The following is a 25,999-nucleotide window of genomic DNA, read 5'->3' as shown; positions in this document are numbered from 1 at the left end:
CTGTCCCTGAGGAGAGCCCCATGAACAAGCACGTCACGCAGCACAACGGCCTGCAGTTTCCGCAAGACATCGTCTTCTCCGGCTATGCCGCTCCCGTGCGGATCGAAGGCGAAGTGCATGACCTCGAGGTAATCGGCCGCATTCCAGCGGGGCTCGAAGGCGTCTACTACCGCAACAGCGCTGACCACACCTACCCGCCCCTGCTGGGCAAGGACATCTTCCTCAACGGCGACGGCATGGTGCACATGGTCCGCATCCAGAACGGCCATGCCGATCTGGCAATGCGCTACGTCCGCACTCGCAAGTTCCTAATCGAGCGGCAGGCGCGCAAGGCGATGTTCGGCGCCTATCGCAATCCGTTCACCAATTCCCCGGAGGTGGCGGGCGAGGATGCCAACACCGCCAACACCTCGGTGATGTGGCATCATGGCAAGCTCTATGCCCTGAAGGAATCCGGCCGCCCCTACGAGCTCGATCCGGTCACGCTGGAAACCCGCGGCGAGACCGATTTCGGCGGCCAGCTCCGAAGCCGGACCTTCACCGCCCATCCCAAGATGGACCCGCTCACCGGCGAGTGCATCGCGTTCGCCTATAATTGCGACGGCACGGCCAGCAATGACATCGAGCTCTACACCATCGCGCCGGACGGCGAGTTCACCCGCACCGAGCGCTTCACCGCGCCCTACTGCTCGATGGTCCACGACTTCCTGGTGTCGCGCAACTACATCGCCTTCGTGATCTGCCCGATGGTCTGCGACTGGGATCGCGTCAGGAAGGGCGAGCCCTATTGGCATTGGGACAGCCACCGGCAGACCCATGTCGCCGTGATCCCGCGCCGGCAGGGCGTGGCCGGCATCCGCTGGTTCACGGCGCCGAAACTCGCGATGCAGACCCACACCTTCAACGCCTGGGAAGTTGGCAGCCGCCTGGTGCTCGACCAGTTCGTCACGGAGTCCGGCTGGCTCAGCCAGTTTCCGGACATCCACAATCCCGAGGCCAAGGAGCTGCCGCCCTTCGGCGAACGTTGGACGATCGATCTGTCCAGTGCATCTGGCGCAATCGACATATCGCGCTTCATCGGACACATCGGCGAGATGCCGGTCATCGACCAGCGCTTCGCGATGACCCGCGTCAGGCACTTCTGGTTCGGCACCAACAACCCCAAGCTCGGCCCGATGCTGCCATTCGGCCCCAAAGGACCGCCCTTCACCTGCCTCGGACATTTCGACGAGGAGACCGGCAAGCTCGACTTCTACTACGCCGGCACCGACAGCTCGCCCGAAGAGCCCTGCTTCGTGCCGCGTCGCGCGGACGCAACCGAGGGCGACGGCTGGCTGCTCAGCATCGTCGGGCGTCGGGCGGAGAACCGCACCGATCTCGTCATCCTCGACGCACGCAATCTGTCGGCCGGCCCCGTCGCGACGATCCGCTTCCCGTGCCGGGTCCACGAGGGCTTCCACGGCATCTGGGTGAACGCCGACGTCCTGTAACGCTTCCGGCCACGGAGGCGCTGGTCACAGATCCGCCAGCGCCTCACGCCGAACGACGACGGTTCAATGACAAAGAGCCTCGCAGCAGGTCCGACACAACCGGGGGAAACACGATGATACGTCTGTACGGCTCGATGCACTCGCGCGCGCATCGCTGCGCCTGGATGCTGAAGGAGCTCGCGCTCGACTTCGAGCACGTTCCGACCGGCTTCACCGACGGCAGCTCCCACACGCCGGAGTTCCTGAAGATCAATCCCAACGGCCGCGTACCTGCGTTCGTCTCCGACGAGATCAGCCTGTTCGAGTCGCTCGCGATCAACCTCCATCTGGCGCGCCGCTACCGCAGCGACCTGTCGCCGGCCACGCTGGACGAAGACGCGCTCGTCACCCAATGGAGCTTCTGGGTCGTCACCGAGATCGAGAAGCCGCTGCTCCTTGCCGCAGCCAATCGCGTCCTGTTCGATGCCGACAAGCGCAATGCCGGCGCTGACCAAGCTCGGTCGTCCGCTCGGGGTCCTCGATCGGCATCTCACCGACAAGCCCTATCTCGTCGGCGGCCGCTTCACCGTGGCCGACCTGAACGTCGCCGCCGTCATGACTCTGGCCCGGCTCGGCTCGCTCGACATGTCACCGTGGCCCCATGTCGACCGCTGGCTCGATCGCTGCCTGGAACGGCCGGCCGCGGCGGATTGGAAGACGATCAGCTTCCGCATTCCGCGGCCCGAGAGCGCCCTCGGCATCCTCGCGATGTTCGTCTGAGGCCATATCGCTCATTGAATGAGGAAGCGCACATCATGCTGATGCTCGACGACGCCGTGATCATCATCGACGCCGCGCTGTGCGAAGGGCGGGCACGCAAGCTCGCGCCGCTCGCGGTCGCCGTGCTCGATCCAGGCGGACACCTCATCGCCTACAAGCGCGAGGACGGCGCCGGCATCGTCCGCTTCGACATCGCCTTCGCAAAGGCCTTCGGCTCGCTCGGCATGGGCTTCGGATCACGCGAGCTGAGCCGTCGCGCCGGCAACATGCCGACATTCTTCACGATGCTATCAGCCACGACCGGCGGCCGCCTCGTCGCCTCGCCCGGCGGCATTCTGGTGCTCGGGCCGGACAGGCAGGTGCTCGGCGCCGTCGGCATTTCCGGTGATCTCGGCGACAATGACGAGGCCTGCGCGATCGCCGGCATCGCCGCAGCGGGCTTTCGAACAGACGAGCCGCCCGACGCTTGAACCGGCGACGAACGGCTGAGCGGATGCCATGGCGCGCTCCACAGCGAGTACGCGGCCGGCGCCGTCACGCTCGCGCTCCCACCGCGATCGTCACAGCCTCGGTGATGATGGTCCGCTCCCGTTCGCGGCGATCAGTCCGAAGCTGCTGGCTACCGCTTGGCCGGCAGCACGAAGACCTGGCCTGGATAGATCAGGTCCGGCCGGCGGATCTGCTCCCGGTTGGCCCGGTAGATCACGGCATAGCGCGTGCCTTCGCCGAGCAGACGGCGACTGATATGCCACAGGCTGTCGCCGCGCGAGACGGTAATCGTCTTTGCTCCACCGCGGGCGGGCGACGCAGGGATATCCTTGAGGTCAGCATTCGACGCCGCCGCGGGTTGCGTGCGCGAGCCGGCCGCGCCGGCAGCCGCCGCGGGGATCGACACCGATGCCGTCGTCACAGCATCGGGAACGTTCAAGGGCACCTCGGCACGGGCCTCAACGGATCCCGATTTGGCATCCACCTCGTCGAGCCGCAACCGGTCCTTGCTGCCCCAGGCGGCGTCCTTGATGGTCGCCGCGAGACGACCGTCAGCACCGGCAATGGCCGAGCTGACCAGGCGATCGTTGAGATAGAGCCGCACCGTCGCGCCGGGCCGGGCCCGTCCACTGACGCGCAGATTTCCGTTCGGCTCGAAGTCCACGGCCTCTATCGCCACGGCCTGAGGCGTCGCCCCCTCAGGCTTCGACAGCACGCGGGTCGGCTGGTCCGGAGCGATCAACGCGACCGTAGGCGGTTGCTTTCGGGCGTCGACCACGACGGCCACGCTCTGCTTGGATGACACCTCGCGGCCGTCGAGCTGCCGTGACCGCAGGGTCAGGTCGAACGCTCCAGCCGGCAAGGGAGGCGGAACCATGGAGAATTGTCCCGATCGATCGGCAACCGTTTGCGCATGCGGCTCGCCGTTGCGCAGCAGTTCGACGGTCGCGCCGGGCGCGGCCCGGCCTGCGACCACGGTCTCCCCCGAGGGCTCCACGCTGACCACGTCGAACGACGGCTCGTCGCTGTCGAGAGCGGCTGGCGCAACCGGCGCCAACAGCGCTGCCAGACCGCTAGCCTGTTGCCGGGCAGTCGCCAGCGCGGCCGCAGCTTGCTTCGCGCCGCCCGGGTCTGCCGGCTCCTGCTCCACCACCGCGCGGCCCGGAGCCGCGGAGGCAGACGCCGCTCGCGGTGCTGCAGCATCCGTCGGGCTTGCGGCCGACGGCTCACGCTTGAAGATCGAAAGGTCGAGACCGATACTAGGCGCCAGCACGATCGCGGCAGCGCCCGCTGCGAGCGCGGCCACGAAACCGCCTGCCCAAAACACGCCTCGACTGATTCCGGTGCTCATGCGTAGCTCCGTCCTGTTCGCGGCGAACACGGAGACGACGGCTCCGCCAGCAGGATGCTCGGTTCGCTCTTAGCACCATGTTCGCCGAAACGCCATCATTCGGCTGAACGGGCCCATGCTCGGCAGCATCCCCTTTAGCCGAATACCCCCACGCCATTTTGCTGTTTCTTTTTTCCAGAAATCTTGTATGATCTCCCCATCCCGCCTCGTTGCGAGGGGCGTACGCGTCGTCACGGACGTTGGGGCGGGCTGCGGTGGACGTGGGCTGCGATGCACGACGGGCATGGCCGCTCGCGGACGACGAAGTCGCGTGGTCCTGGCGCCCCGATGCTGGCGCTAAGTTCGTGCCGGTGCCGATAAAGTCACGGCGCGGATGACGGGGGCAAGAAAGCCCGGTCCCCGGGGAGATCGCGTATAAGTTGTTAAAACCATCGCGCAGGGAATGCCGGCTACGGCTTTGCCTGTGGTACCTGCCGCCTGCATTTTTTTCGCAGGCGGGCCATGGGTGAGGCCTTCACCCGGCATTCCCTGCGCCCTCGTTTCGAGGGCTCGCTGCCCAAAGCTCGGACGCTTATGCGTCACGAGGCATTTCGCATGCGGTATCAATTGCTGGTTGTTTAAGGTGGCGCCCAGCTCCCGCCCCACTGTAATGCACAACGCGTAGTCCTACGGTGCCCATCTTTTACGCAACCTTTAACGGATTGGGGTCTCTTGTTAGTTCCAAGGTTGGCATTCCGACACCGAATACGACTGGGCAGCTGGGAGTTCATATCCGTGCGCAAGAATCTACCCGTCACGTCCAACGAATACCCGATCACCGACGAGACGCTGATCGTCTCGCGCACCGATCTCAAGGGCAAGCTGACCTATTTCAACGACCAGTTCGTCGACGCCGCGGGCTTTACGCCGGACGAGCTGATGGGCCAGCCGCACAACATCATCCGTCATCCCGACATGCCGGAGGCCGCATTTGCGAACCTCTGGGACACGCTGAAGCAAGGCAAGCCGTGGGCCGGCGCCGTCAAGAACCGCCGCAAGAACGGTGACTTCTACTGGGTGCAGGCGACCGCGTCGGCGATCCGCGAGAATGGCGAGATCACGGGCTACACCTCCATCCGCACCAAGCTGCCGGCCGAGCAGCGCGCCGAGGCCGAGAAGGTCTACGGGCTGCTGAATCAGAACAAGGCGCAGGGCTACGCGATCAGCGCGGGCGTCATCCGCCGCCGCTCGGTGTTCGACCGCCTGTCGCTGTTCACGGGTACGCTCAGGGCGCGCCTGACGACCTTGGCCGCGGTGCTGGGCGTGTTCATGCTGATGATCGGCGCGGCCGGCCTGCTGTCGACCCGCTCCACCAACGTCGCCATGAAGTCGCTATACGAGGATCGCACGATCCCGCTGGCGCAATTGCTCGAGATCAACGATCGCACCTTGCAGAACATGTCGTCGCAACAGTCCGCGGCGGCGAACGGCAAGGCCGGAAAACCGATCGACGGCATCAGGGCGCTGGTGGACGGAAACAGCGCCAGGATCACCAAGGTGTGGGCCGACTACATGGCGAGCTACCTGACGCCGGAGGAGAAGATCGTCGCCGATGCCTTCGCGATCAGGCGCAAGGCCTATCTGGAGGAAGGCATCAGGCCAGGATTGGCTCTGCTCGAGCAGGGCAAGTTCGACGAGGCGAGCCAGCATATCGCCACCAAGGGGCATGATCTGTTCGAGGCCGCCAAGCACGAGCTCGACAAGCTCGTTCAGATCCAGGTGAAGGAAGGCAAGGCGCTCTACGAGGAGGCCGAGAGACAATATCTGGTGGTGCTCGCGATCATTTCGGTGATGATCCTGGCGGGTATCGGAATCGGCGCTACGTTCAGCCTGCAGAGCATCCGCGCGGTGCTGCGGCCGCTCAAGGTGCTCAACGACGCGATGCAGAACATCAGCCAGGGCAAGCTCGACAACCGCATCCCGGTGGAGCGCGACGACGAGCTCGGCGAGGCGCTGCGCAACCTGCAGACCGTGCAGGCGATCGTCCGCTTCAACAGCGAGGAAGTGAAGGCTGTGCAGCACTCGGCCGAGGTCAAGCGCAAGGCCGGAATGAACAAGCTCGCCAGCGAATTCGAAAGCGCGATCGGCGGCATCGTGCAGACGGTATCCTCGGCGTCGTCGCAGCTCGAGACGTCCGCCGGCACGCTGACCTCGAACGCGACGCGCTCGCAGGAGCTCGCCACTACCGTGGCCGCCGCGTCCGAGCAGGCCGCGACGAACGTGCAGTCGGTCGCCTCGGCCACCGAGGAACTGACTTCGTCGGTGACCGAGATCAGCCGCCAGGTGCAGGAATCGGCGCGCATCGCCAACGGCGCCGTCGATCAGGCGCGCACCACCAACGACCGCGTCAACGAGCTCTCGAAGGCAGCTGCGAGGATCGGCGACGTGGTCGAGCTGATCAACACCATCGCCGGCCAGACCAACCTGCTGGCGCTGAACGCCACCATCGAGGCGGCGCGCGCCGGTGATGCCGGCCGCGGCTTCGCCGTGGTCGCGTCCGAGGTCAAGGCGCTCGCCGAGCAGACCTCGAAGGCCACCGGTGAGATCGCCCAGCAGATCTCGGGCATCCAGGCGGCGACGCAGGAATCGGTGTCGGCGATCCGGGAGATCAGCACGACGATCGAGCGGCTGTCGGAAATCTCCTCGACCATCGCCGCCGCCGTCGAGCAGCAGGGCGCGGCGACGCAGGAGATCTCGCGCAACATCCAGGAGGCGTCGCGCGGCACCACCGAGGTCAATACCAACATCGTCGACGTCCAGCGCGGCGCCTCGCAGACCGGCTCTGCTTCGGGCAACGTGCTGTCGGCGGCGCAGTCGCTGTCGCAGGAGAGCGACCGGCTGCGGCAGGAGGTCAACAAATTCCTCAGCAACGTGCGGGCGGCCTGAGCCGCCCCGCGCTCACCGCCCGGTCAGCCGGATCGGGCGGCCCTGACTGATGAAGGCGTAATGGCCGGCGCCGATGCCGCCGACCATCAGCGCCTCGACGACGGGCTCGGCGATCTCACCGGTCGCGGCCCAGTCGATGACGAAATTGGCGCCCGTGCCGCCGCGGGTGTCCTTGATGGGCACGAAGACCTCGACGGTCGCGAACGGCCTCAAGGCGACGGGCTCGCGCAGATGCGCCTCCACCAGCGTGCCGGCCGTATCGTAATAGTTGATGCGCCGGACGATCAGCGGCCGCTGCTCGGAGGCGTTGTGGATGCTCAGCGTCACCGAGAAATCGGCCTGGACCCGGCCCGGGGTCATCGCGACGCTGGAATAGACGGGGACATAGACGGCGCCCGTGACCGTGACGGGCTCCGCCGGAACTGGCGTCAGCGAGCTCGCGAAAGCGGCGGTCACGTCGGCGGCGGCCTGCGCCGGGCCGGCCGCAGCAGCTGCGATGAGCAGCAGCGCGAATGCGCCGGTCCGGATGTGACAGATTGCGGGTTTCCTTGCGCGGCGGCACGACATAAGTTGCCGCCCCGGGGGTTGCTTCATGCATGAACTGATCGGCGACATCACGCTCTGCATCCTGTTTGCGTGGGTGCTTGGACTGGCGGCGCATAAATGGCGCCAGCCCTCGATTCTCGCTTATCTGGTCGCGGGCTTCGCCATTGGCCCCTTCGGCACCGGCTGGGTCAAGTCCCAGGAGTCGATTTCGGTGATCTCCGAGCTCGGCCTGATCTTCATGCTGTTCATGATCGGGCTCGAGATCGACCTCAAGAAGATCATCCGCGCCGGCCCGGTGATTCTCATCGCGGGCGGCGTCCAGCTGCTCGGCGGCGCCGCGCTCGGCATCCTGTTCTTCGTCGCGATCGGCATGCGGATGGGCGCCGAAAGCTACGACGCGCTCTATCTCTGCGTCGCCTGCGCGCTGTCCTCGACCGTCATCATCGTCAAGGTGCTGTACGAGAAGCGCGAGCTCGACACCCTTCCCGGCCGCATCACGCTCGGCGTGCTCGTGCTGCAGGACGTGTTCGCGATCCTGTTCCTGGCGGTGCAGCCGAGCCTCGACGACCTCCATGTCAGCGTGATCCTGCTGTCGTTCGCCCGCGCCGGCACGCTGGTCGCGATCGCCCTGCTCCTCAGCCGCTACGTCTTGCCGCCGGTGTTCCATCGCATCGCGCGTACCCCGGAGCTGATCCTGCTCGGCGCGCTGGCCTGGTGCTTCCTGATCGGCGAGATCGCAGAAAGGCTGCACCTGTCACGCGAGATGGGCTCGCTGGTCGCGGGCGTCTCGCTATCGACCTTCCCCTACGCGCTCGACGTCACCGCCAAGGTCACGACGTTGCGCGATTTCTTCATCACGCTGTTCTTCGTCGCGCTCGGCATGACCATCCCGATCCCGACGATGTCCGTGGTGGGGCTGGCGCTGGTGATCGCGCTGTTCACGGTGGCGAGCCGGCTGCTCACCACCTTCACGCCGCTGTACATGATGCGGCAGGGCCTGCGCGCCAGCCTGCTGCCGGCGCTCAACCTTGCCCAGATCAGCGAATTCTCGCTGGTGGTGATCCAGACCGGCGCGGCCGCCGGTCACCTCAAGAACGGCACGTCGAGCGCGGCGTCTTTTGCCTTCGTGCTGCTCGCGGTGCTCTCGACCTTCGTCATCGTCCGCTCCGATCCGATCGCGCGGCGAAGCATCCCGCTGCTCAAGCGGATCGGTCTGCGCGACCTCGATGCAAGCAAGGATGGCGAGGCCGGCCACGAGGGCGGACACGGCGCCGGGCGTCCGATCGTGCTGCTCGGATTCTTCCGCACCGCCAGCGCCCTCCTCAGCGAAATCGAGCGCAGCCAGCCGGCGCTGCTGGAGCAAATCGGCGTGGTCGATTTCAATCCGGTGGTGTTTCGCACCCTATCCGATCGCGGCATCCAGGTGACCTATGGCGACATCAGCAATGTCGACACGCTGGTTCATGCGGGGGTCGGCCAGGCCGAGCTGATCATCCTGAGCATCCCGGATTCGCTGCTCAAGGGCGCCAACAACGAGAAGCTGGTGCGGCACGTCCGCAGCATCAATGCCACGGCCAAGATCGTCGCCACCGCCGACCTGCTCGCGGACGTCAACGATCTCTACGACGCCGGCGCCGACTATGTGACCGTGCCGCGGCTCAGCGATGCGCAGGTTCTGCTCAACCTGATCCAGGACGCCAGCGCCGGCCTGTTGTCGGAGCGCCGCAACGAGGCCGAGGCCATGCTCGCCGATCGCCGCGAGGTGCTGCCATGAGGCCGGCGCGCATCCATCTTCCACAGAATCTCCGATCCCGCTGGACTTGAAGCATGGCAAACACGAACGTTCACGTCGTCGATCACCCGCTGGTCCAGCACAAGCTCTCGCTGATGCGCGAGCGTGACCGCTCGACCAAGGGCTTCCGCGAGCTGCTGAACGAGATCGGCATGCTGCTGGCCTACGAGGTCACGCGCGACCTGCCGCTCGAGCTGGTCGACATCGAAACGCCGATCGCGCCGATGAAGGCGCCGAAGATCGCCGGCAAGAAGCTGACGCTTGCGCCGATCCTGCGCGCCGGCGTCGGCTTCCTCGACGGCATGCTGGCGCTGATGCCGTCCGCGCGCATCGCCCATATCGGCCTGTACCGTGACCCGAAGACGCTGCAGGCCGTCGAGTACTATTTCAAGGCGCCGCAGGACCTGACCGACCGCACCGTGATCCTGATGGACCCGATGCTCGCGACCGGCAATTCGGCCTGCGCGGCAGCCGAACTCCTCAAGACGCGCGGCGCCCGCGACATCCGCTTCGTCTGCCTGCTGGCGGCACCTGAGGGCATCGCGCAATTCGAGAAGGAGCATCCGGACATTCCGATCTGGACCGCCGCGATCGACGAGAAGCTGAACGACCACGCCTACATCGTGCCCGGTCTCGGCGATGCTGGCGATCGGATGTTCGGCACGAAGTGATCGTGGGCGAGCGGTTCAGCAGGACGGTCGCGGCGAGAAACGAATGACGCTGAAGATGCGACCATCGATCACCAGCAGCGCACTCCCGATCACCAGCGCACCGCCGATCTCCCGCAACGAGATGCTTTCGCCGAGCACCAGCGACCCGAGCAGGATCGTCGTCAACGGGATCAACAACGTCACCAGCATCACGTTGGTCGCCCCGGAGCGGCGCAGGATTTGGAAGAACACGATATAGGCGAAGGCCGTCGACAGCGCCGCAAGCCCGATGACCGCGAGCCAGGTCTGCAGTCCGGGAATTGGAAGACGCCATGGCTGGTCGACGACAGCGGCGATGACCAGCATCATCACGCTGGAAGCCGAGAGCTGGAAGGTGGCGGTCGCAAGCGGCGGCGAATGGGCGAGATGGCGGCGCACCAGCAGCGCGGCGATACCGTAGCTGAGCGACGCGCCGAGACCGAACAGAAAGCCGTAGCCGCCTGCCGAGCCGTCGAGCCCCGGCCCACCTCGCAGGATCACGACGCCGACGAGGCCTACGACCAGACCCGCTGCCCGCCGGGCCGACAGCCTTTCCTCTCCCGCGGCTGCCATCACCACGATCGTGAACAGCGGCGTCGTCGCATTGAGGACGGCGGCAAGGCCGGAGGTGATGAACGTCTGGCCGATCACGATCAGGCAGAACGGCACGACATTGTTGAACAGCGCCACGGCAAAGAACGGTCGCCAGCCGGCAAACCCCTTGGGAAAGCCGAGCCCGCGCAGTCGCAACAGCGGCAGCAGGATCGCGGCTGCCAACACGATGCGCAGCATTACCAGCGTCAGCGGCGGCAATTCCTTCAAGGCAAGGCCGTTGAAGATGAAAGATCCGCTCCAGAGCAGCGATAGCAGCCCAAGCAGCGACCAATCCCGTGCGTCCATGCTATCGTTCAGGGATGTCATCACCGCAAACCGCTGTTCAATGTCCGCGCGAACGTTGCAGATGAAGCGGAGCGAGGTCCACCCGCTTTCCGTCGGCGCGGACGTCGCGCTCTACCGCGTATCTTTCGGCCGCGAGACCAGCTCGATCATGCGGCCTTCGTCCTCATCCGGCATCGCCGCCCTCGCCCGCGCATAGGCATCGACGGCTGCCTGGGCCATGACAGGACGCTCACCGAGCAGCTCCTCGGCGAGCTGCAGCGCATAGGCTGCATCCTTGTGACGGAGCGCCGCCGTGAAGCTGGCATCGGCAAAGTTGCGCGCGATCATGCGCGGCGCGTGGCGCAGAACCTGCGGGCTCGCGGCGACGCCGCCCTGGATCGCCTCCAGCACGAGCCCCATGTCGAGCCCGGCCTGCTCGGCGATCGCAAGGCCTTCGGCGAGACCTGCGATCTGCATCGCGCCAAGCAGGTTGTTGATCAGCTTGTAGACTGTCCCGGCGCCCACGGGCCCGAAATGGCGAATGGTCGAGCCGATCGGCGCCAGATACGGCCGCGCGCGGTCGAGATCGGCGGCGTCGGCGCCGACCAGCAAGGTGAGCTTGCCGCTCGCGGCCGCGTCGGGCAGCCCGGTCACCGGGCAGTCGAGATAGGTCACGCCGCGCGCATCCAGCTCGCGCGACAGGCGCAGCGTATGGTCGCGCGACACGGTCGAGCATTCGATCGCGATCGTGCCGACCCGCATGGTGGCCGCGGCGCCATCCGGCCCGAGCCACACCGCGCGCGAGGCGTCGTCATCAGCCACCATCGTAACGACCGCATCGGCATCGATTGCCGCATCAGCAGGCGAGGTCGACCAGCGCGCGCCGCGCGCGATCAGATCCTCCGCCTTCGCCCGGCTGCGATTCCAGACCGCGACGGAATAGCCTGCGTCGAGATAACGACCGGCCATGCCATGGCCCATGCGCCCGAGCCCGATGAATGCAACGCGCGCCGCGCTCAATCGACGTCCTCGATCGCAGCGCCTGGCGTCGTGCCGAACGCGCGCTGCGCCAGCGTCGCCGCCATGAACTCGTCGAGATCGCCGTCGAGCACGCCGGCGGTGTCGGATGTCTGCACGCCGGTGCGCAGATCCTTCACCATCTGATACGGCTGCAGCACGTAGGAGCGGATCTGGTGGCCCCAACCGATCTCGGTCTTGGCCGCCTGGTCGGCCGCCGCTTTCTCCTCGCGCTTCTTCAACTCGATCTCATAGAGACGTGCGCGCAGCATGTCCCAGGCCTGAGCGCGGTTCTTGTGCTGTGAGCGACCGGCCTGACAGACCACGGCAACGCCGGTCGGGATGTGCGTCAGCCGCACCGCCGATTCAGTCTTGTTGACGTGCTGGCCGCCGGCGCCGCCCGACCGCATCGTGTCGACCCGGACATCGGACTCCTTGATGTCGATCTTGATGCTGTCGTCGATGACCGGGAAGATCTGCACCGAAGAGAACGAGGTGTGCCGCCGCGCATTCGAATCGAACGGCGAGATTCGGACCAGGCGATGCACGCCGGCTTCCGTCTTCAGCCAGCCATAGGCGTTATGGCCGGAGATCTGGATGGTCGCGGACTTGATGCCGGCTTCTTCACCCAGCGATTCTTCGAGATACTCGACCTTGAAGCCGTGGGTCTCGGCCCAGCGCGTGTACATGCGCAACAGCATCTGCGCCCAGTCCTGGCTCTCGGTGCCGCCGGCGCCGGCATGGACCTCGAGATAGGTGTCGAACTTGTCGGCCTCGCCGGACAGCAGCGCCTCGAGCTCGCGCCGCGCGACCTCCTTCTTCAGCTCCTTGAGCGCATTCTCGGCTTCAGTGACGACCCCCGGATCGTTCTCGGCCTCGCCGAGCTCGATCATCTCGATGTTGTCGCTGAGCTCACGCTCGACCTTGCCAATGCCGGTCAGCGAATCCTCCAGCGAGGTCCGCTCCTGCATCAGCCGCTGAGCTTTTTGGGGGTCGTTCCAGAGATTGGGATCTTCGGCGAGCTTGTTCAGCTCAGCGAGCCTTGCCGTCGATGTCTCGACGTCAAAGATGCCTCCTCAGCAGCCCGACCGACTGCTTGATCTCTTCTACGATTTTCTCGATTTCGGCGCGCATGTCGCTCTCTTCAGGCCACGGCTCGAAGCGCCGCGGCATCATCTCTCACAGGGGGATGTAACGGCGCTCGGCGCAAAGCGCAATCGCTCTGCACCGCACCAGCACTGTTTCGCCGGCCTAGTAGAGGCTCCCGGTACCCGGACGGATGATGAAGCTGCCCGCATCAGGCTGGCCGCCGCCCTGCGACGGCATCACACGTCCATCGGCGTCGGCGACACCGATGACCGAGTAGTTGTCCGGCGGCGCCGTACCAGGCTTGAACGCCTCCATGATGGTACGGCCGCCGTCGCCCGGGCTCGCCCGCATGCCGGTCTTGGCGTCGACACGCACCAGCTTGATGCCGGCCGGGATCTTGAAGGGCGTGGCCGGCTTGTCGGCCAGCGCGAGCTTCATGAAATCTTTTGCGATCGGCGCGGCCAGATGACCGCCGGTCGCAGCATTACCCTTACCGAGCGGCCGCGGCTTGTCGTAACCCATGTAGATCGCGACGGCGAGGTCCGGCGAGAAGCCGACGAACCATGCGTCCTTGGCCTCGTTGGTGGTGCCGGTCTTGCCGGCGATCGGCTTGCCGACCTCCCTGAGCACGGTTGCCGTACCCGCCTGCACCACCCCCTCGAGCATCGAGGTGATCTGATAGGCGGTCATCGAATCCAGCACCTGCTCGCGGCGGTCGACCAGTTGCGGCTCGCTCTGGTTCTTCCAGCCGTCCGGCGCGTCGCAGCCGCGGCACTCGCGGGCATCATGCTTGAAGATGGTGTGGCCGTAGCGATCCTGGATCCGGTCGATCAAGGTCGGCTTCACCCGGCGGCCGCCATTGGCCATCATCGAATAGGCCGTGACCATGCGCATGGCCGTGGTTTCGCCCGCACCGAGTGCGTAGGACAGGTAATTCGGCAGTTCGTCATAGACTCCGAACCGTTTGGCATACTCGGAAATCAGCGGCATGCCGACGTCCTGCGCCAGACGCACGGTCACCGTGTTCAGCGACAGGCGCAGCGCGTTGCGCAAGGTCGTGGGCCCGAGATACTTGCCGTTGGTAAAGTTTTCGGGGCGCCAGACCTGGCCACCCTGCCCCTGGTCGATCTCGATCGGTGCGTCGACGACCTGGGTCGATGGCGTATAGCCGTTGTCGAGTGCTGACGAATAGACGATCGGCTTGAATGACGATCCGGGCTGCCGGTAGGCCTGCGTTGCGCGGTTGAACTGGCTCTGGTCGAAGGAGAATCCGCCGACCATCGCGAGCACACGGCCCGTATTCGGGTCCATGGCAACCATCGCGCCGGACACTTCGGGCAGTTGCTCGAGGCGATACTGGCCTTCGACCGGATTGCCTTCCTTGTACAGCGGATCGGCATAGATCACGTCGCCCGGCTGCAGCACCTGGGCGACCGACGTCGGCACCTTGCCACGGCCATTGGCCGTCGCAGCCCGCGCCCATTTCACGCCGTCGAGCGTGATCAGGCCAGTCTGGCGCTCCTTGCTCACGGCGCCGCCGAGCTCGCGCGGCGGCTGGAATCCGATGCGGGCGGACTGGTCACTGGTCTCGAGCACCACGGCCATCCGCCACGGTGAGATGTCCGAGAGCGATTTGATGTCCGCGAGCTTCACGCCCCAGTCGCCCGAAGTATCGAGCTTGGAGACAGGCCCGCGATAGCCCTGCTCCTGGTCGTACCTCACGAGTCCGGCGACCATGGCCTTGCGCGCCATGACCTGGATCTTCGGATCGAGCGTCGTCCGGACGGACAGGCCGCCCTCGTAGAGCTTCTTCTCGCCATAACGCTCGAAGATGTCACGGCGCACTTCCTCGGCGAAATATTCACCTGCAAAGATGTGGGCGCCGGTGTTGCGGCTCGCGATCGTCAGCGGGTCCTTGCGCGCCTTGTCGGCGTCGGCCTGCTTGATCCAGCCGTTCTCGAGCAGACGATCGACGACGTAGTTGCGGCGCTCGATGGCGCGGTCGCGATTCCGGATCGGATGCAGGCTGCCCGGCATCTTCGGCAGAGCCGCCAGATAGGCGGCCTCGGCCACCGTCAGTTCGTTGACCGACTTGTCGAAATAGACCAGCGACGCCGCGGCGATGCCGTAGGCGCCGGAGCCGAGATAGATCTCGTTGAGATAGAGCTCGAGAATCTTGTCCTTCGAGTAGGTGCGCTCGATGCGCATCGCCAGCAGCGCTTCCTTGATCTTGCGGGCGAACGATACCTCGTTGGTCAGCAGGAAGTTCTTGGCGACCTGCTGCGTGATCGTCGAGGCACCCTGCGGGCGGCGATTCGAGCCGAAGTTCTGGGCGTAGACCACGGCAGCGCGCGCCATGCCGGTGAAGTCGATGCCGCCATGCTCGTAGAAGTTCTTGTCCTCGGCGGCGAGGAAGGCGTTGATGACGAGCTTGGGAACCGCCTGGATCGGCAGGTACAGCCGCCGCTCCCGGGCATATTCACCGACCAGCGAGCCGTCGGCCGCGTGCACGCGCGTCATCACCGGCGGCTCATAATCCTGCAACTGGGAGTAATCAGGCAGGTCCTTGGAAAAATGCCAGATCAGGCCGGCCGCTGCTGCCACACCGACCAGGAACAAGACGGTACCGGCCGCGAACAGGAAGCCCAAAAACCGCACCAGAAAGCGCATCGGCGAATATCCGTTCCAACTCTTGTTTCGTCTCTCGGCTCGGACGCGGCGCACCCACAGGCGCTACCGCCAAAAACCACACGGTCAGCTGCAATGCCGCGTGACTCATGCCTGAGAAACGCACGGTCAAGCCTATCAGCGGTCAAGCCTATCACAAGTCTGCCGAGAAGGAATCCTCACTGATTCCGGGTGCCTCGCAGCACGTTTATAGGGATGTTGCTGTGGCCAAACTAGGGCTTTGCGCGTACCGGCCCCGGCTTGTCCGGCCTCTCGGGGCCCGCATTGGCGATGCGCTTGGCCAGAAAGGCATCGATCGCCCGCGCCATTGCGTCCGCCGTGCGCGACCGCCATGCGTCGGAGACCAAGTTTCCCATATCGCCCTTATTGGAGACATAGCCGAGCTCGACCAGCACGGATGGCACGTCGGGCGCCTTGAGCACGCGGAAACCGGCCGATTTGAGCGGGCGCTTATGCATATGCACCGCCGTCTTCATGTCGTTCATCAGCAGACGGGCGAACCGGTTGGAAAACGTCCGCGTTTCCCGGCGGGCCAGATCGATCAGGATGTCAGCCACGTCAGCCGGCTCCTCCGTCAGATTGACCCCGCCGATCTGGTCGGCGCGGTTCTCGGCCTCGGCCAGCCGTTCCGCCTCGACGTCGGACGCCTTGTCGGACAGCGTGTAGATGGTCGCGCCCTGCGCAGTGCCCTCACCTCGCGGCAGCGCATCGGCGTGGATGGAGACGAACAGCGCCGCCGACTGCTTCTGGGCGATGCGGACCCGGTCTCCGAGCGGAATGAAGGTGTCGTCGTCGCGGGTCATGACCACGCGGAACTTGCCCGACCGTTCCAGCCGGTCGCGCAGCGCCTGGCCGAAGGCGAGCACCAGATTCTTCTCCGGCACCTCCCCGCCCTGTGTGCCGTAGTCGACGCCACCATGACCGGGGTCGATCACGATCACGGGCCGGGTGTCCGGCGGGCCATCCGTGGGAGGGGGGGCAATGGCGACCGTGGTCGGCGGCGGCCGGACTGCCGGCGGCGCAGGGTTTCCTGCGACAGCGACCGACGCCGTCGCGGAACTCGAATCGGTAGGCCTGGCGGCAAGACGACTGTCGCTGCCGATGGCGCGGGCGAAGGTCGCCTCGTCGACCTCCTCCAGTTCGAGCACCAGCCGCGGCGGCTGACCGTTGGCGGCATCCAGCACCGTGGAGTTGGCGATTCGGGCCGGGCCGGTGAGATCGAACACGATGCGGGACCCACCGGGCATCACCATCCCATAGCGGAACGCCTTCACCAAACCCCGGCCGCTGGTCCCGGCTCCGGTGGGCAGATGAAAGCTGACCTGGGGCAGGTCGACGACGACGCGATAGGGTTCGCTGAGCAGGAAGGCTCGAAACGGCACCGTCCGGTCGAGATCGAGCACGAATCGGGTCTGTCGGGAATCGCCGGCGACCCGCGCATCGGTGGCGATCGGGAACCCGGGCCCGACCACGGCAGGCGGCACTTGGCCGACCGGCCCACTCTGGGCGCGGGCCGGAATGACGGCCGCACATAACATTTGCGTGACGCACAGCGACGCGCATCCCAGCAAAGAAAGGTAATTCGCCCGGCCAGCTGCCAAATCGATGCCTCCGCGGGATGGTCTTACCGCAACCAATCCCAGGGGTTAACCGCCAAATTTTGTCATTTTCGTTAAAGGCCACCGATTGTTGCGGTTCCGCGACGCTTCGCTTGCGCGACCTGACCATTCCTCGTATGTACGAAGGGCTGAAGGCTAATCCTTACTGCCGGTTGTGTCGCGTTCAACCTCCCGGTGAAACGCCGGAAGCTTCGTGATCGGGGTGCTCGGTATCGGGTCCTCGATCGTGGCGGAGATTCCAGCGCCTTTCCGACGCTCCACCAAAGCCTGCGCGATCCCGCGCGGCCGCAACGGAGAGCCGGTCACGAGCCGAGTGGCGCCTGTCAGGCGCCTCCTCGCAGAGACCGCCCGGGCACCAGGTCAGACACGGTATAGCCTGATACCGCACCCGTGACAGGGTGGGTATTCGATCCAGGCAAGCGTTTCGGCGCAATCTGGCCTTCGGCAACAGAGCAAGGCGGCACCCGCTGCCGCCCACGTATTCCAGACGGGCCGACGCTTGATGCGCCAGACTGAGTTGCCAACCATGACCAGCGGACGATCCGCGCCGATGCGGGGCCAGACCCCTGCCCGGCCAATCGCCCCGCCGGCATCAGGGTTGGCGCGGCGCGACCAGCTGCGTTTAGGCCTTCCCCTCACCCCCGAATCAGGTGGACCGTCGCGTCATCCGACAGCGCGCCACGCGCTCGCGGCCAATCGCGCCCGTCGCCTCCAAGAGTTCCAATATGCCCAACAAGATGTTGATCGATGCTACCCACCCGGAAGAGACCCGGGTCGTTGTCGTCCGCGGCAACCGCGTCGAGGAATTTGATTTCGAGACGGCCCAACGCAAGCAGCTCCGCGGCAACATCTACCTGGCCAAGGTTACGCGCGTTGAGCCCTCACTGCAGGCCGCCTTCGTCGAGTATGGCGGCAACCGCCACGGCTTCCTGGCCTTCAGCGAAATCCATCCGGACTATTATCAGATCCCGGTCGCCGACCGGCAGGCTCTGATCGAGGCCGAGGAGCGCGCGCATCGCGAAGCCGAAGAGGAAAGCGAGAACCGCTCCAATCGCCGCCGCAACCGGCACCGCAGTTCGCGACGCCGCGGCAGCGGCGAACGGGTTCAGAGCGAGATCGTCGAGGCCACCGAGGCAGGCCTCCTTGCCCAGACCCAAGGGCATGAGGCCGACCACGAGGCGCATGAGCACCACGCCTATGCGCAGGACGATCGGCCGCACGCCGACGCGACCGATCCCAGCGAGGCGCAGGGCTTCTCCGAGGGCCCGGTCAAGGCCCAGGGTCAGGACGCGCCGGGCGAAGCTCACCACGGTGCAGCCGACGAATCGCGCGACCAGGCCGACGAGCCGCATGATGCCGTCGCCGCGCAGGACCGTGTGGCGGCTGCCGAACTGCCCGCCGGCGAAGCCGCGGACACCGCGGTCGCGCAGAACGGCGACGCGACCTCTGCCGAGGCGGCCAGCCCCGCTGTCGCCGCGGAAGAGCACGACGAAGAACATGACCATGCAAGCCATGATCATGACGAGCATGGTCATGACGAGCATGACCATGACCATGACCATGACGATCACGATCACGACGAACATGATCACCACGATGACGGCGCGCCCGTAGCCGAGCATGACGGCAACGGCGTCACGATCGTGCCGGGCGACGACAACGGCGCCGAATCGGGGTCCGGCGACCACGAGGACGACGAGGACGACGGCGAGGAGATCGAGGAAGAGCTCGTCGAATCCGTCGGCGGCGATGACGTGCTGGAAGAAGTGCCTGAGCGCACCTTCCGCCCGCGCCGCCAGTACAAGATCCAGGAGGTCATCAAGCGCCGCCAGGTGATGCTGGTGCAGGTCGTGAAGGAAGAGCGTGGCAACAAGGGCGCGGCGCTGACGACCTATCTGTCGCTGGCCGGCCGCTACGCCGTGCTGATGCCGAACACGGCGCGCGGTGGCGGCATCAGCCGCAAGATCACCTCGGCGCAGGACCGCTCGCGGCTGAAGGAAGTGGTGCAGGACCTCGACGTGCCCGAGGGCATGGGCGTCATCCTGCGCACCGCCGGCGCCAACCGCACCAAGCCCGAGATCAAGCGCGACTTCGAATATCTGCTGCGGCTGTGGGAAACGGTCCGCGACATGACCCTGAAGTCGCAGGCCCCGACCCTGGTCTACGAGGAAGGCTCGCTGATCAAGCGCTCGCTGCGCGACCTCTATAACAGGGAGATCGACGAGATCCTGGTGGCCGGCGAAGCCGGCTACCGCGAGGCGCACGACTTCATGAAGATGCTGATGCCGACCAACGTCCGGGCGGTGAAGCAGTATCGCGACGGCCAGCCGCTGTTCTCGCGCATGGGCGTCGAAAGCCAGCTCGACGCGATGTTCTCGCCGACCGTCCAGCTGCGTTCGGGCGGCTATATCGTGCTCAACCAGACCGAGGCGCTGGTCTCGATCGACGTGAACTCCGGCCGCGCCACGCGCGAGCATCACATCGAGGACACCGCGCTCAAGACCAATATGGAGGCCGCCGAGGAAGTGGCGCGCCAGCTCCGGCTGCGCGACCTCGCCGGGCTGATCGTCATCGACTTCATCGACATGGACGAGAAGCGCAACAACCGCTCCGTCGAGCGCAAGCTGTCGGACTGCCTGCGGCAGGATCGCGCGCGCATCCAGGTCGGCCGCATCTCGCATTTCGGTCTGCTGGAGATGTCGCGCCAGCGCATCCGCGCCAGCGTGCTGGAAAGCTCGACCGAGCCGTGCGCGCATTGCGGCGGCACCGGTCACGTGCGCTCGGTATCCTCGGTGGCGCTGCAGCTCTTGCGCAGCCTCGAAGAGACGCTGATGAAGGGCGCGACCCACAACCTCGTGGTCCGCACCCGCACCGAGGTGGCGCTCTACGTGCTCAACCACAAGCGCGGCCATTTGCGCGACCTTGAGAACAGCTTCAAGGTGTCGCTCGCGGTCATCGCCGATCCGACTGTGAGCGGCCAGCAATCCTTCATCATCGATCGCGGCGAGCAGGTGCATACGCTCGAGGCCGCCAAGGCGCTGCTCGCGGCGCAGGCCTCCGCGCCGCCGCTGGTGGCCGAGGAAGTCTTCGACGACGAGGAGACCTTCGACATCGAGACGGAATCCGAGGTCGAGACCGAGGAGACCGAAGGTCTGTCCGAGGACGCGGCCGACGGCAGCGCTGCCGAAGGCGAGCGGGACGGCGCGCGCCGCAAGCGGCGCCGGCGCCGGCGCGGCCGCAGTGGCGAGACCCGCGAGGGCACGCTGCCTGAAGGAACGGCCGGTCTGCAGCCCGCAGAGCCGGGCCTTGCCGCCGAGCAGTCAGCCGAGGACTCCGATGGCGAAGACGACGAGTCGGAGGAACAGCCTGCGTTCGCCCAAGGCGAGCAGACGGATCAGCCTGGCGGCGAGCGGCGTCCGCGCCGGCGTGGACGCCGCGGCGGTCGCCGTCGGCGCGGTGGCGCGGAAGAAGGTCTCGCCGCGTCGATCGGCGACGAGCTCGCGCCGGCTTCGGCATCGGAGGCAGAAGCCGCCGTGGCCGATTTCGACGGAAATGGCGCTTCCCGCCACGACGAGGAAGAGCCGGCCGAACCCACGGCGCCGGTCCATGCGGCGGCCGCAACCGAGGCCGATGAGCCCATCGCTGACGCCTCCGTGCCCGTGCCCCAGGCTGCTCCTCGACAACCCGAAGTGCAGCAGACCGAGGCTCCGAAGACGGAATCCGAGAAGACCCCGCGCCGCTCGACGGTTCGCGAGAAGGTCAGCTTCCTCACCGAGCCCAGGCCCGAGAGCGCGGTTTCGGCCGTCAACGTCGCCGCGAGCAGCGCGCCCGCTCCGGCTGTCGACGTCGCTGCGTCCGAGCCGGTTGCCACCGAGCCGGCGGCCACCGATTCCTCGTCCTCTGCGGCCCCGCGCCGGGCCGGCTGGTGGTCCCGCCGTTTCGGCGGCGGGCAGTAAGCCCCGCTTTCCGACGCTTCAATGCAAAGCGCCCGGCCAGATGGCCGGGCGTTTTCATATGACGTTCTTCCATGGCGGCGAATGCGCCGACCGGCGCCGACTTCATGACGATGGCGATGACGCCGAACACGGCATGCGCCGTATCGTCGATCACGTCCCGCGGCCGCTGACTGCGCTCGCCGCGCGCCATCAGCGCGAAGCCGAACGGGATCGCGAACAGCTGCACCTACAGGATGTCGCCGCGCGCCAGCGCGCCGAAGCCCTGCCCGCCCTACGCGAGCCAGCGGGCGATCCGGGAGACGGCCTCGCGCATGTCCTCGGCCGAACGCGCATAGGAAAAGCGCACGAAGCTGCGGCCGTGGATCGGATCGAAGTCGACGCCGGGCGTGGCCGCAACATGGGTCTCCTCCAGCATCCGCTTGGCGAAGTCGAAGCTGTCGGAGGTGAAGTCGGACACGTCGGCATAGAGGTAGAACGCGCCGTCGGCGGGCAGAAAGCGGGTCAGGCCGGCCTTCGGGAAACCCTCGATCAGGATGCGGCGGTTCTCCTGATAACCGTGCTTGATGGCCTCCATTTCGGTCCGGCCGTCGAACGCCGCTTCCGCAGCGATCTGCGACAGGGTCGGAACCGAAATCGCGAGGTTCTGCTGCAGACGCTCGATCGGCCGCGCCAGCGCATCCGGCACCACCATCCATCCGATGCGCCAGCCGGTCATGCAGAAGTACTTCGAGAACGAGTTGATGATCAGGGCCTCGCTCGACAGCTCCGCCGCCGTCACCGCCGGAAACGCGTAGTCCAGACCATGATAGATCTCGTCGGAGATGAAGCGGATGCCGGCGTCGCGTGCGGCTGCGATGACGCCGCCCAGCGCCTCACGCGACATCATGGTGCCGGTCGGATTGGCGGGACTTGCCACCAGCACGCCCTTCAGCGGCGTCTTGCGGTGAACGGCAAGCAGCGCCTCGCCGGTCAGGGCGTGGCGGTTCTCCGCCGTGGTCTCAATCAGCACCGGCTCGCAGCCCAGCGCCGTCAGGATGTGGCGATAGGGCGGATAGCCAGGCACGGTCACGGCCACGCGATCGCCGGGCTCGAACATCGCCAGGAACGCCAGGATGAATCCGGCCGAGGATCCCGTCGTGATCACGATCCGCGCCGGATCGATCTCGCAAGCGTGCGTCTCGCGATAGTGCCGCGCGATTCGCTGTCGCAGCGACAGCAGGCCGAGCGCCGAGGTGTAATCGATGCGTGCCTGATCGAGCGCAGCGTGCGCGGCCGCGATGGCCGCTCGCGGCGCAGGCGCCGCAGGTTGGCCGACCTCCATGTGGATGACATGTCCGCCGCCCGCCTCGATCCGCTCGGCCGCAGCCATCACGTCCATCACCATGAACGGCGGAACATTGCTGCGCGCGGACGGCGCCGTCAGGTTGGCGATCCGCTGTTCCAATGTCGGTATCACTGTCGCATCCACCATCGATATCTGCTATTGACCCCGGCTGTTCGGACCCGCTTCGTGAACCGGTCGAGGTCAGCCCATGGGCCTCATTCGCCGCAGATGAGCCGCATTCCGCCGTTTGGTGGGCAATAGCCCGTCTCGAGCCTCGCGCCAATTGCAAAGATCGCCTGATGTCGCTCCGTATCGTGCTTCGCAAGAAACTGTCCGGCGGGCTTGCCGCGGTCGTCGCTGCGGCCGTGACGCTGGCGCCGCTCGCGCCTGCATCGGCGCAGCAAGGCAAGGGACCGCCGATCCTGCGCGACACCGAGACCGAGGTGCTGCTGCGTGAATATACGCGGCCGATCCTGCGCGTCGCCGGACTCGAAAAGCAGAACATCCAGATGGTCATCATCAACGATGCGTCCTTCAACGCGTTCGTTGCCGACGGCCGCCGCATCTTCGTCAATTACGGTGCGATCCTTCAGTCTGAAAATCCGAACCAGCTGATCGGCGTTCTCGCGCACGAGACCGGCCATCTCGCCGGCGGCCATCTCGCCAAGCTGCGCCAGCAGCTCGCCACCGCCCAGACCCAGATGATCATCGCCACCATTCTCGGCGCCGGCGCCCTCGCCGTCGGCGCGCGCGGCGGCGGCAGCGGCCTCGCCAATGCCGGCGCCGCGACGCTGTCCGCGCCGGGCGAGGTCATCCGCCGCTCGCTGTTGTCGTATCAGCGCCAGCAGGAGGAGAACGCCGACCGTGCGGGGGTGAAATTCCTCACTGCGGCAGCGCAATCGCCGAAGGGCATGTACGAGACGTTCAAGCGCTTCACCAATGAGAGCCTGTTCGCCGCACGTGGCGCCGACCCCTATCTGCAATCACATCCGATGCCGGCCGATCGCGTCGAGGCGCTCGAGGGCCTCGCGCGCCAGAGCCCCTATTGGGACAAGAAGGACGACCCCGCGCTGCAGCTCCGCCACGACATGGTCCGGGCCAAGATCTCGGCCTTCATGGAACGGCCGGACACGGTGGCACGGCGATTTCCCTTGTCGGACACCAGCCTGCCCGCCCGCTACGCCAGGGCAATCTCCACCTACTTGCATGGCGACCTGCGCAGCGCCCTGAGCCAGATCGACGCCCTGATCCAGGTGCAGCCCAACAACGCCTATTTCTACGAGGTCCGTGGCCAGGCCCTGCTGGAGGGCGGCCGTCCCACTGAGGCGATCGCCCCGCTGCGCAAGGCGGTGCACCTGTCCAATAACGCTCCGCTCATCGAGATGTTACTTGGTCAGGCCTTGGTGGCATCCGAGAACAAAGCCTACACTGACGAGGCGATCTCGATCCTGCGCGCGGCGGTCGCGCGCGAATCCGAGGCACCGCTCGGCTACTCCCAGCTCGCGATGGCCTATGGCCGCAAGGGCGACTATGCGGAGGCGGATCTCGCCTCGGCGCAGGCCGCCTTCCTGCGTGGCGACAACAAGACGGCGCGCGAGCTTGCCTCGCGTGCGAAAACCCGCTTCGCGGTGGGGTCGCCGGGCTGGGTCAAGGCCGACGACATCGTCACGGCAAAGCCGCTTTCCGGCCAGTAATGTGTCGGACAGCGGGGGTTGGCGCCCGTTGAAGTTTTGAATTACTGCTATCATCCGATCCAGAATATCAAGATACCGATCACGACCATCGACAAGGACCCGATCATTTGACCCAGAGGACCTCCTTCATGCCGTCAGTCCGCACGCTCATTCCCGCGATGTTGTTCGCGCTTTCGCTCTGCGGCGTGCCTCAGCTCGCGTCGGCGGAGAGCTTCTCCGACAGCCAGCGTGGCGAGATCGAGACGATCGTTCGAAACTACCTGATCGCGCATCCCGAGGTGCTCGAAGAGGCGATGGCCGAGCTTCAGAAGCGCCAGACGGCGGCCGAGGCGGCCAAGCACGAGGCCAGCATCAGCAAGAACGCCGAGACGATCTTCAACTCGCCGCGCGGTGTCGTGCTCGGCAACAAGGATGGCGACGTCACCTTCGTCGAGTTCTTCGATTACAATTGTGGCTACTGCAAGCGCGCGATGGCCGACATGATGGACCTGATGAAGAGCGACCCGAAGCTGAAGGTCGTGCTCAAGGAATTTCCCGTGCTGAGCCAGGGCTCCGTCGAGGCCGCGCAGGTCGCGGTTGCCGTTCGGATGCAGGCCCCGCAGAAATATCTCGACTTCCACCAGAAGCTGCTCGGCGGCCGCGGCCAGGCCGACAAGGCCCACGCGCTCGCGGTGGCCAAGGAACTCGGCCTCGACATGGCCCGCGTCGAGAAGGACATGGCAAGCCCCGAGGCCAAGGCGACGATCGAGGAGAACTTCAAGCTCGCCGAGGAGATGGGCATGAACGGCACGCCGAGCTACGTGATCGGCAAGCAGGTCGTGATCGGCGCCGTCGGCGTCGAGGGCCTGCGCGAGAAGATCAGCACGGCCCGCTGCGGCAAGGCGAGCTGCTGAGCATATCTGTCAAAGCGTCTCGCCATCACGAGATCAATCGAAGGCCGGCTGTATCAGCCGGCCTTCTGCTTTTGCCGTGAGCCGGTGAAGAAGCAAGAGACCGGTGGCGCTGCCGCCCTCGCCTATCCCGTCAGCTTCATGCCGAGCCGGGTTCGAAGTGCCTCGCGGATGTGGCCGCGTGCAATCGCCTCGGCCCGATCGGGATCGCGGATCGCGATCGCCTCGATCAGCTCACCATGCTCGGCCGCGGCCGTTGCCGGACGTCCTTCGGCCGCAAACGTTGTGGTTCCCAGCAGCGCTGTCGCCACATGCATGTCCTCGAGGGCGGCATCGAGATAGCGGTTGCGCGCGGCGCGCTGGATCGCACCGTGCATCAGCCGATTCAGCCGCGCGAGCTCGACGGCGTCGCCCTCCCCGCTGACGAAGCGCGCATGAATGTCGCGCAGCGCCGCGATCTCGGCCGGCACGGCATACTGTGCCGCGAGCCGGGCCGCAGCGCCTTCGAGAATCTCCCGCATCGCGTACAGCTCGAGGATTTCATTCTCGTCGAGACTTCGCACGATCAGGCCGCGGCCACCAGCCGGCTGCACCCACCCCTTGGCCACCAGCTTGCCGAAGGCCTCACGGACCGGCGTGCGGCTGACGTTCAGCTTCTGGGCGACCTCGTCCTCACGCAGTCGATCGCCGGAGCGATAGAGGCCGTTCTCCAGCGCATGGCACAGCGCACGAAATACCGCCTCGCCGAGAGAGACGTTGTCACGATCGATGGTGAGCGATGGCGATTCCGAGGACATGGGGT

18 protein-coding genes and 2 pseudogenes are annotated in these 25,999 nt (G+C 66.1%); 10 read left to right on the top strand and 10 right to left on the bottom strand.

Features of this window, described 5'->3' with window-relative positions:
• Window positions 1-20 precede the first annotated feature (20 nt).
• The 4 genes and pseudogenes from QW881_RS17345 (at window position 21) to QW881_RS17335 (ending at window position 2,719) form a co-directional block, all read left to right on the top strand.
• Window positions 21-1,490: a carotenoid oxygenase family protein gene (locus tag QW881_RS17345; protein ID WP_316158540.1), complete on the top strand. Its 1,470-nt coding sequence runs from the start codon at window positions 21-23 to the stop codon at window positions 1,488-1,490.
• A gap of 113 nt (window positions 1,491-1,603) precedes the next feature.
• A pseudogene (locus QW881_RS32605) lies at window positions 1,604-1,774 on the top strand (glutathione S-transferase N-terminal domain-containing protein); the annotation flags it as partial.
• A gap of 193 nt (window positions 1,775-1,967) precedes the next feature.
• Window positions 1,968-2,249: a glutathione S-transferase family protein gene (locus QW881_RS17340; RefSeq protein WP_316158541.1), complete on the top strand. Its 282-nt coding sequence runs from the start codon at window positions 1,968-1,970 to the stop codon at window positions 2,247-2,249.
• A 35-nt stretch (window positions 2,250-2,284) separates the two neighbouring features.
• Window positions 2,285-2,719 carry a GlcG/HbpS family heme-binding protein gene (locus QW881_RS17335; RefSeq protein WP_316158542.1) on the top strand — a complete coding sequence of 145 codons (435 nt, stop codon included), beginning with the start codon at window positions 2,285-2,287 and terminating at the stop codon, window positions 2,717-2,719.
• 149 nt (window positions 2,720-2,868) lie between these two features.
• Here the strand turns inward: QW881_RS17335 and QW881_RS17330 are convergent, their stop codons facing one another.
• Window positions 2,869-4,089 carry a LysM peptidoglycan-binding domain-containing protein gene (locus QW881_RS17330; protein ID WP_316158543.1) on the bottom strand — a complete coding sequence of 407 codons (1,221 nt, stop codon included), beginning with the start codon at window positions 4,087-4,089 and terminating at the stop codon, window positions 2,869-2,871.
• Between the two features lie 774 nt (window positions 4,090-4,863).
• On the opposite strand from QW881_RS17330, the gene QW881_RS17325 reads away from it, so the two are divergent.
• Window positions 4,864-7,014, top strand: a complete 2,151-nt coding sequence (locus tag QW881_RS17325; protein ID WP_316158544.1) for a methyl-accepting chemotaxis protein — start codon at window positions 4,864-4,866, stop codon at window positions 7,012-7,014.
• Window positions 7,015-7,026: 12 nt separating this feature from the next.
• On the opposite strand, the gene QW881_RS17320 is transcribed toward QW881_RS17325, so the two are convergent.
• Complete coding sequence (locus QW881_RS17320) at window positions 7,027-7,581, bottom strand: DUF3124 domain-containing protein (RefSeq protein ID WP_315755806.1); 555 nt, start codon at window positions 7,579-7,581, stop codon at window positions 7,027-7,029.
• A gap of 25 nt (window positions 7,582-7,606) precedes the next feature.
• On the opposite strand from QW881_RS17320, the gene QW881_RS17315 reads away from it, so the two are divergent.
• Both QW881_RS17315 and upp read left to right on the top strand, forming a co-directional pair.
• Entirely contained in the window at window positions 7,607-9,334 is a 1,728-nt protein-coding gene (locus QW881_RS17315) for a cation:proton antiporter (protein WP_315755609.1), read from the top strand.
• A 53-nt stretch (window positions 9,335-9,387) separates the two neighbouring features.
• Window positions 9,388-10,023: a uracil phosphoribosyltransferase gene (upp, locus tag QW881_RS17310; protein ID WP_315755610.1), complete on the top strand. Its 636-nt coding sequence runs from the start codon at window positions 9,388-9,390 to the stop codon at window positions 10,021-10,023.
• A 15-nt stretch (window positions 10,024-10,038) separates the two neighbouring features.
• Here upp and QW881_RS17305 read toward each other — a convergent pair whose 3' ends face one another.
• The 5 genes from QW881_RS17305 to QW881_RS17285 all read right to left on the bottom strand — a co-directional run bounded on the left by QW881_RS17305 (window position 10,039) and on the right by QW881_RS17285 (window position 17,252).
• A complete protein-coding gene (locus tag QW881_RS17305) occupies window positions 10,039-10,941 on the bottom strand; it encodes a DMT family transporter (RefSeq protein WP_409998966.1) in 903 nt (300 codons plus the stop codon).
• Between the two features lie 111 nt (window positions 10,942-11,052).
• A complete protein-coding gene (locus tag QW881_RS17300) occupies window positions 11,053-12,048 on the bottom strand; it encodes an NAD(P)-dependent oxidoreductase (protein ID WP_315755807.1) in 996 nt (331 codons plus the stop codon).
• A protein-coding gene (gene prfB / locus QW881_RS17295) for a peptide chain release factor 2 (protein ID WP_315737783.1) occupies window positions 11,937-13,071 on the bottom strand; the annotation gives its coding sequence in 2 pieces (ribosomal slippage) (window positions 11,937-13,001 and window positions 13,003-13,071; 1,134 coding nt in all). The genes QW881_RS17300 and prfB overlap by 112 nt, the downstream gene beginning before the upstream one ends.
• A 117-nt stretch (window positions 13,072-13,188) precedes the next feature.
• Window positions 13,189-15,696 (bottom strand): penicillin-binding protein 1A, encoded by a 2,508-nt coding sequence (locus QW881_RS17290; RefSeq protein WP_315737782.1) that lies wholly within the window; start codon window positions 15,694-15,696, stop codon window positions 13,189-13,191.
• A gap of 230 nt (window positions 15,697-15,926) precedes the next feature.
• Complete coding sequence (locus QW881_RS17285; protein ID WP_315755808.1) at window positions 15,927-17,252, bottom strand: N-acetylmuramoyl-L-alanine amidase; 1,326 nt, start codon at window positions 17,250-17,252, stop codon at window positions 15,927-15,929.
• 806 nt (window positions 17,253-18,058) lie between these two features.
• Between QW881_RS17285 and QW881_RS17275 the strand changes: the two genes are divergently transcribed.
• Window positions 18,059-21,289, top strand: a complete 3,231-nt coding sequence (locus QW881_RS17275; protein ID WP_410052032.1) for an Rne/Rng family ribonuclease — start codon at window positions 18,059-18,061, stop codon at window positions 21,287-21,289.
• A 70-nt stretch (window positions 21,290-21,359) separates the two neighbouring features.
• Here QW881_RS17275 and QW881_RS17270 read toward each other — a convergent pair.
• Window positions 21,360-21,545: pseudogene (locus QW881_RS17270) on the bottom strand (cation:dicarboxylate symporter family transporter); the annotation flags it as partial.
• 15 nt (window positions 21,546-21,560) lie between these two features.
• The gene (locus tag QW881_RS17265) at window positions 21,561-22,760 is read right to left on the bottom strand and encodes a pyridoxal phosphate-dependent aminotransferase (protein WP_315755614.1); all 1,200 of its coding nucleotides are present in this window, start codon (window positions 22,758-22,760) and stop codon (window positions 21,561-21,563) included.
• A 152-nt stretch (window positions 22,761-22,912) separates the two neighbouring features.
• Here QW881_RS17265 and QW881_RS17260 point away from each other — a divergent pair, with 152 nt between their 5' ends.
• Together QW881_RS17260 and QW881_RS17255 are read left to right on the top strand one after the other, a co-directional pair.
• Entirely contained in the window at window positions 22,913-24,307 is a 1,395-nt protein-coding gene (locus tag QW881_RS17260; protein WP_315755615.1) for a M48 family metalloprotease, read from the top strand.
• Window positions 24,308-24,435: 128 nt separating this feature from the next.
• Window positions 24,436-25,200, top strand: coding sequence for a DsbA family protein (locus tag QW881_RS17255; protein ID WP_315737778.1), 765 nt, complete (start codon window positions 24,436-24,438; stop codon window positions 25,198-25,200).
• A 122-nt stretch (window positions 25,201-25,322) separates the two neighbouring features.
• Here QW881_RS17255 and QW881_RS17250 read toward each other — a convergent pair whose 3' ends face one another.
• Window positions 25,323-25,994: a GntR family transcriptional regulator gene (locus tag QW881_RS17250; protein ID WP_315737777.1), complete on the bottom strand. Its 672-nt coding sequence runs from the start codon at window positions 25,992-25,994 to the stop codon at window positions 25,323-25,325.
• Between the last annotated feature and the right edge of the window lie 5 nt (window positions 25,995-25,999).

This window comes from Bradyrhizobium sp. SZCCHNS3016, assembly GCF_032484535.1.
Classification (GTDB): domain Bacteria; phylum Pseudomonadota; class Alphaproteobacteria; order Rhizobiales; family Xanthobacteraceae; genus Bradyrhizobium.
This window is presented reverse-complemented; position numbering and strand designations above follow the sequence as displayed.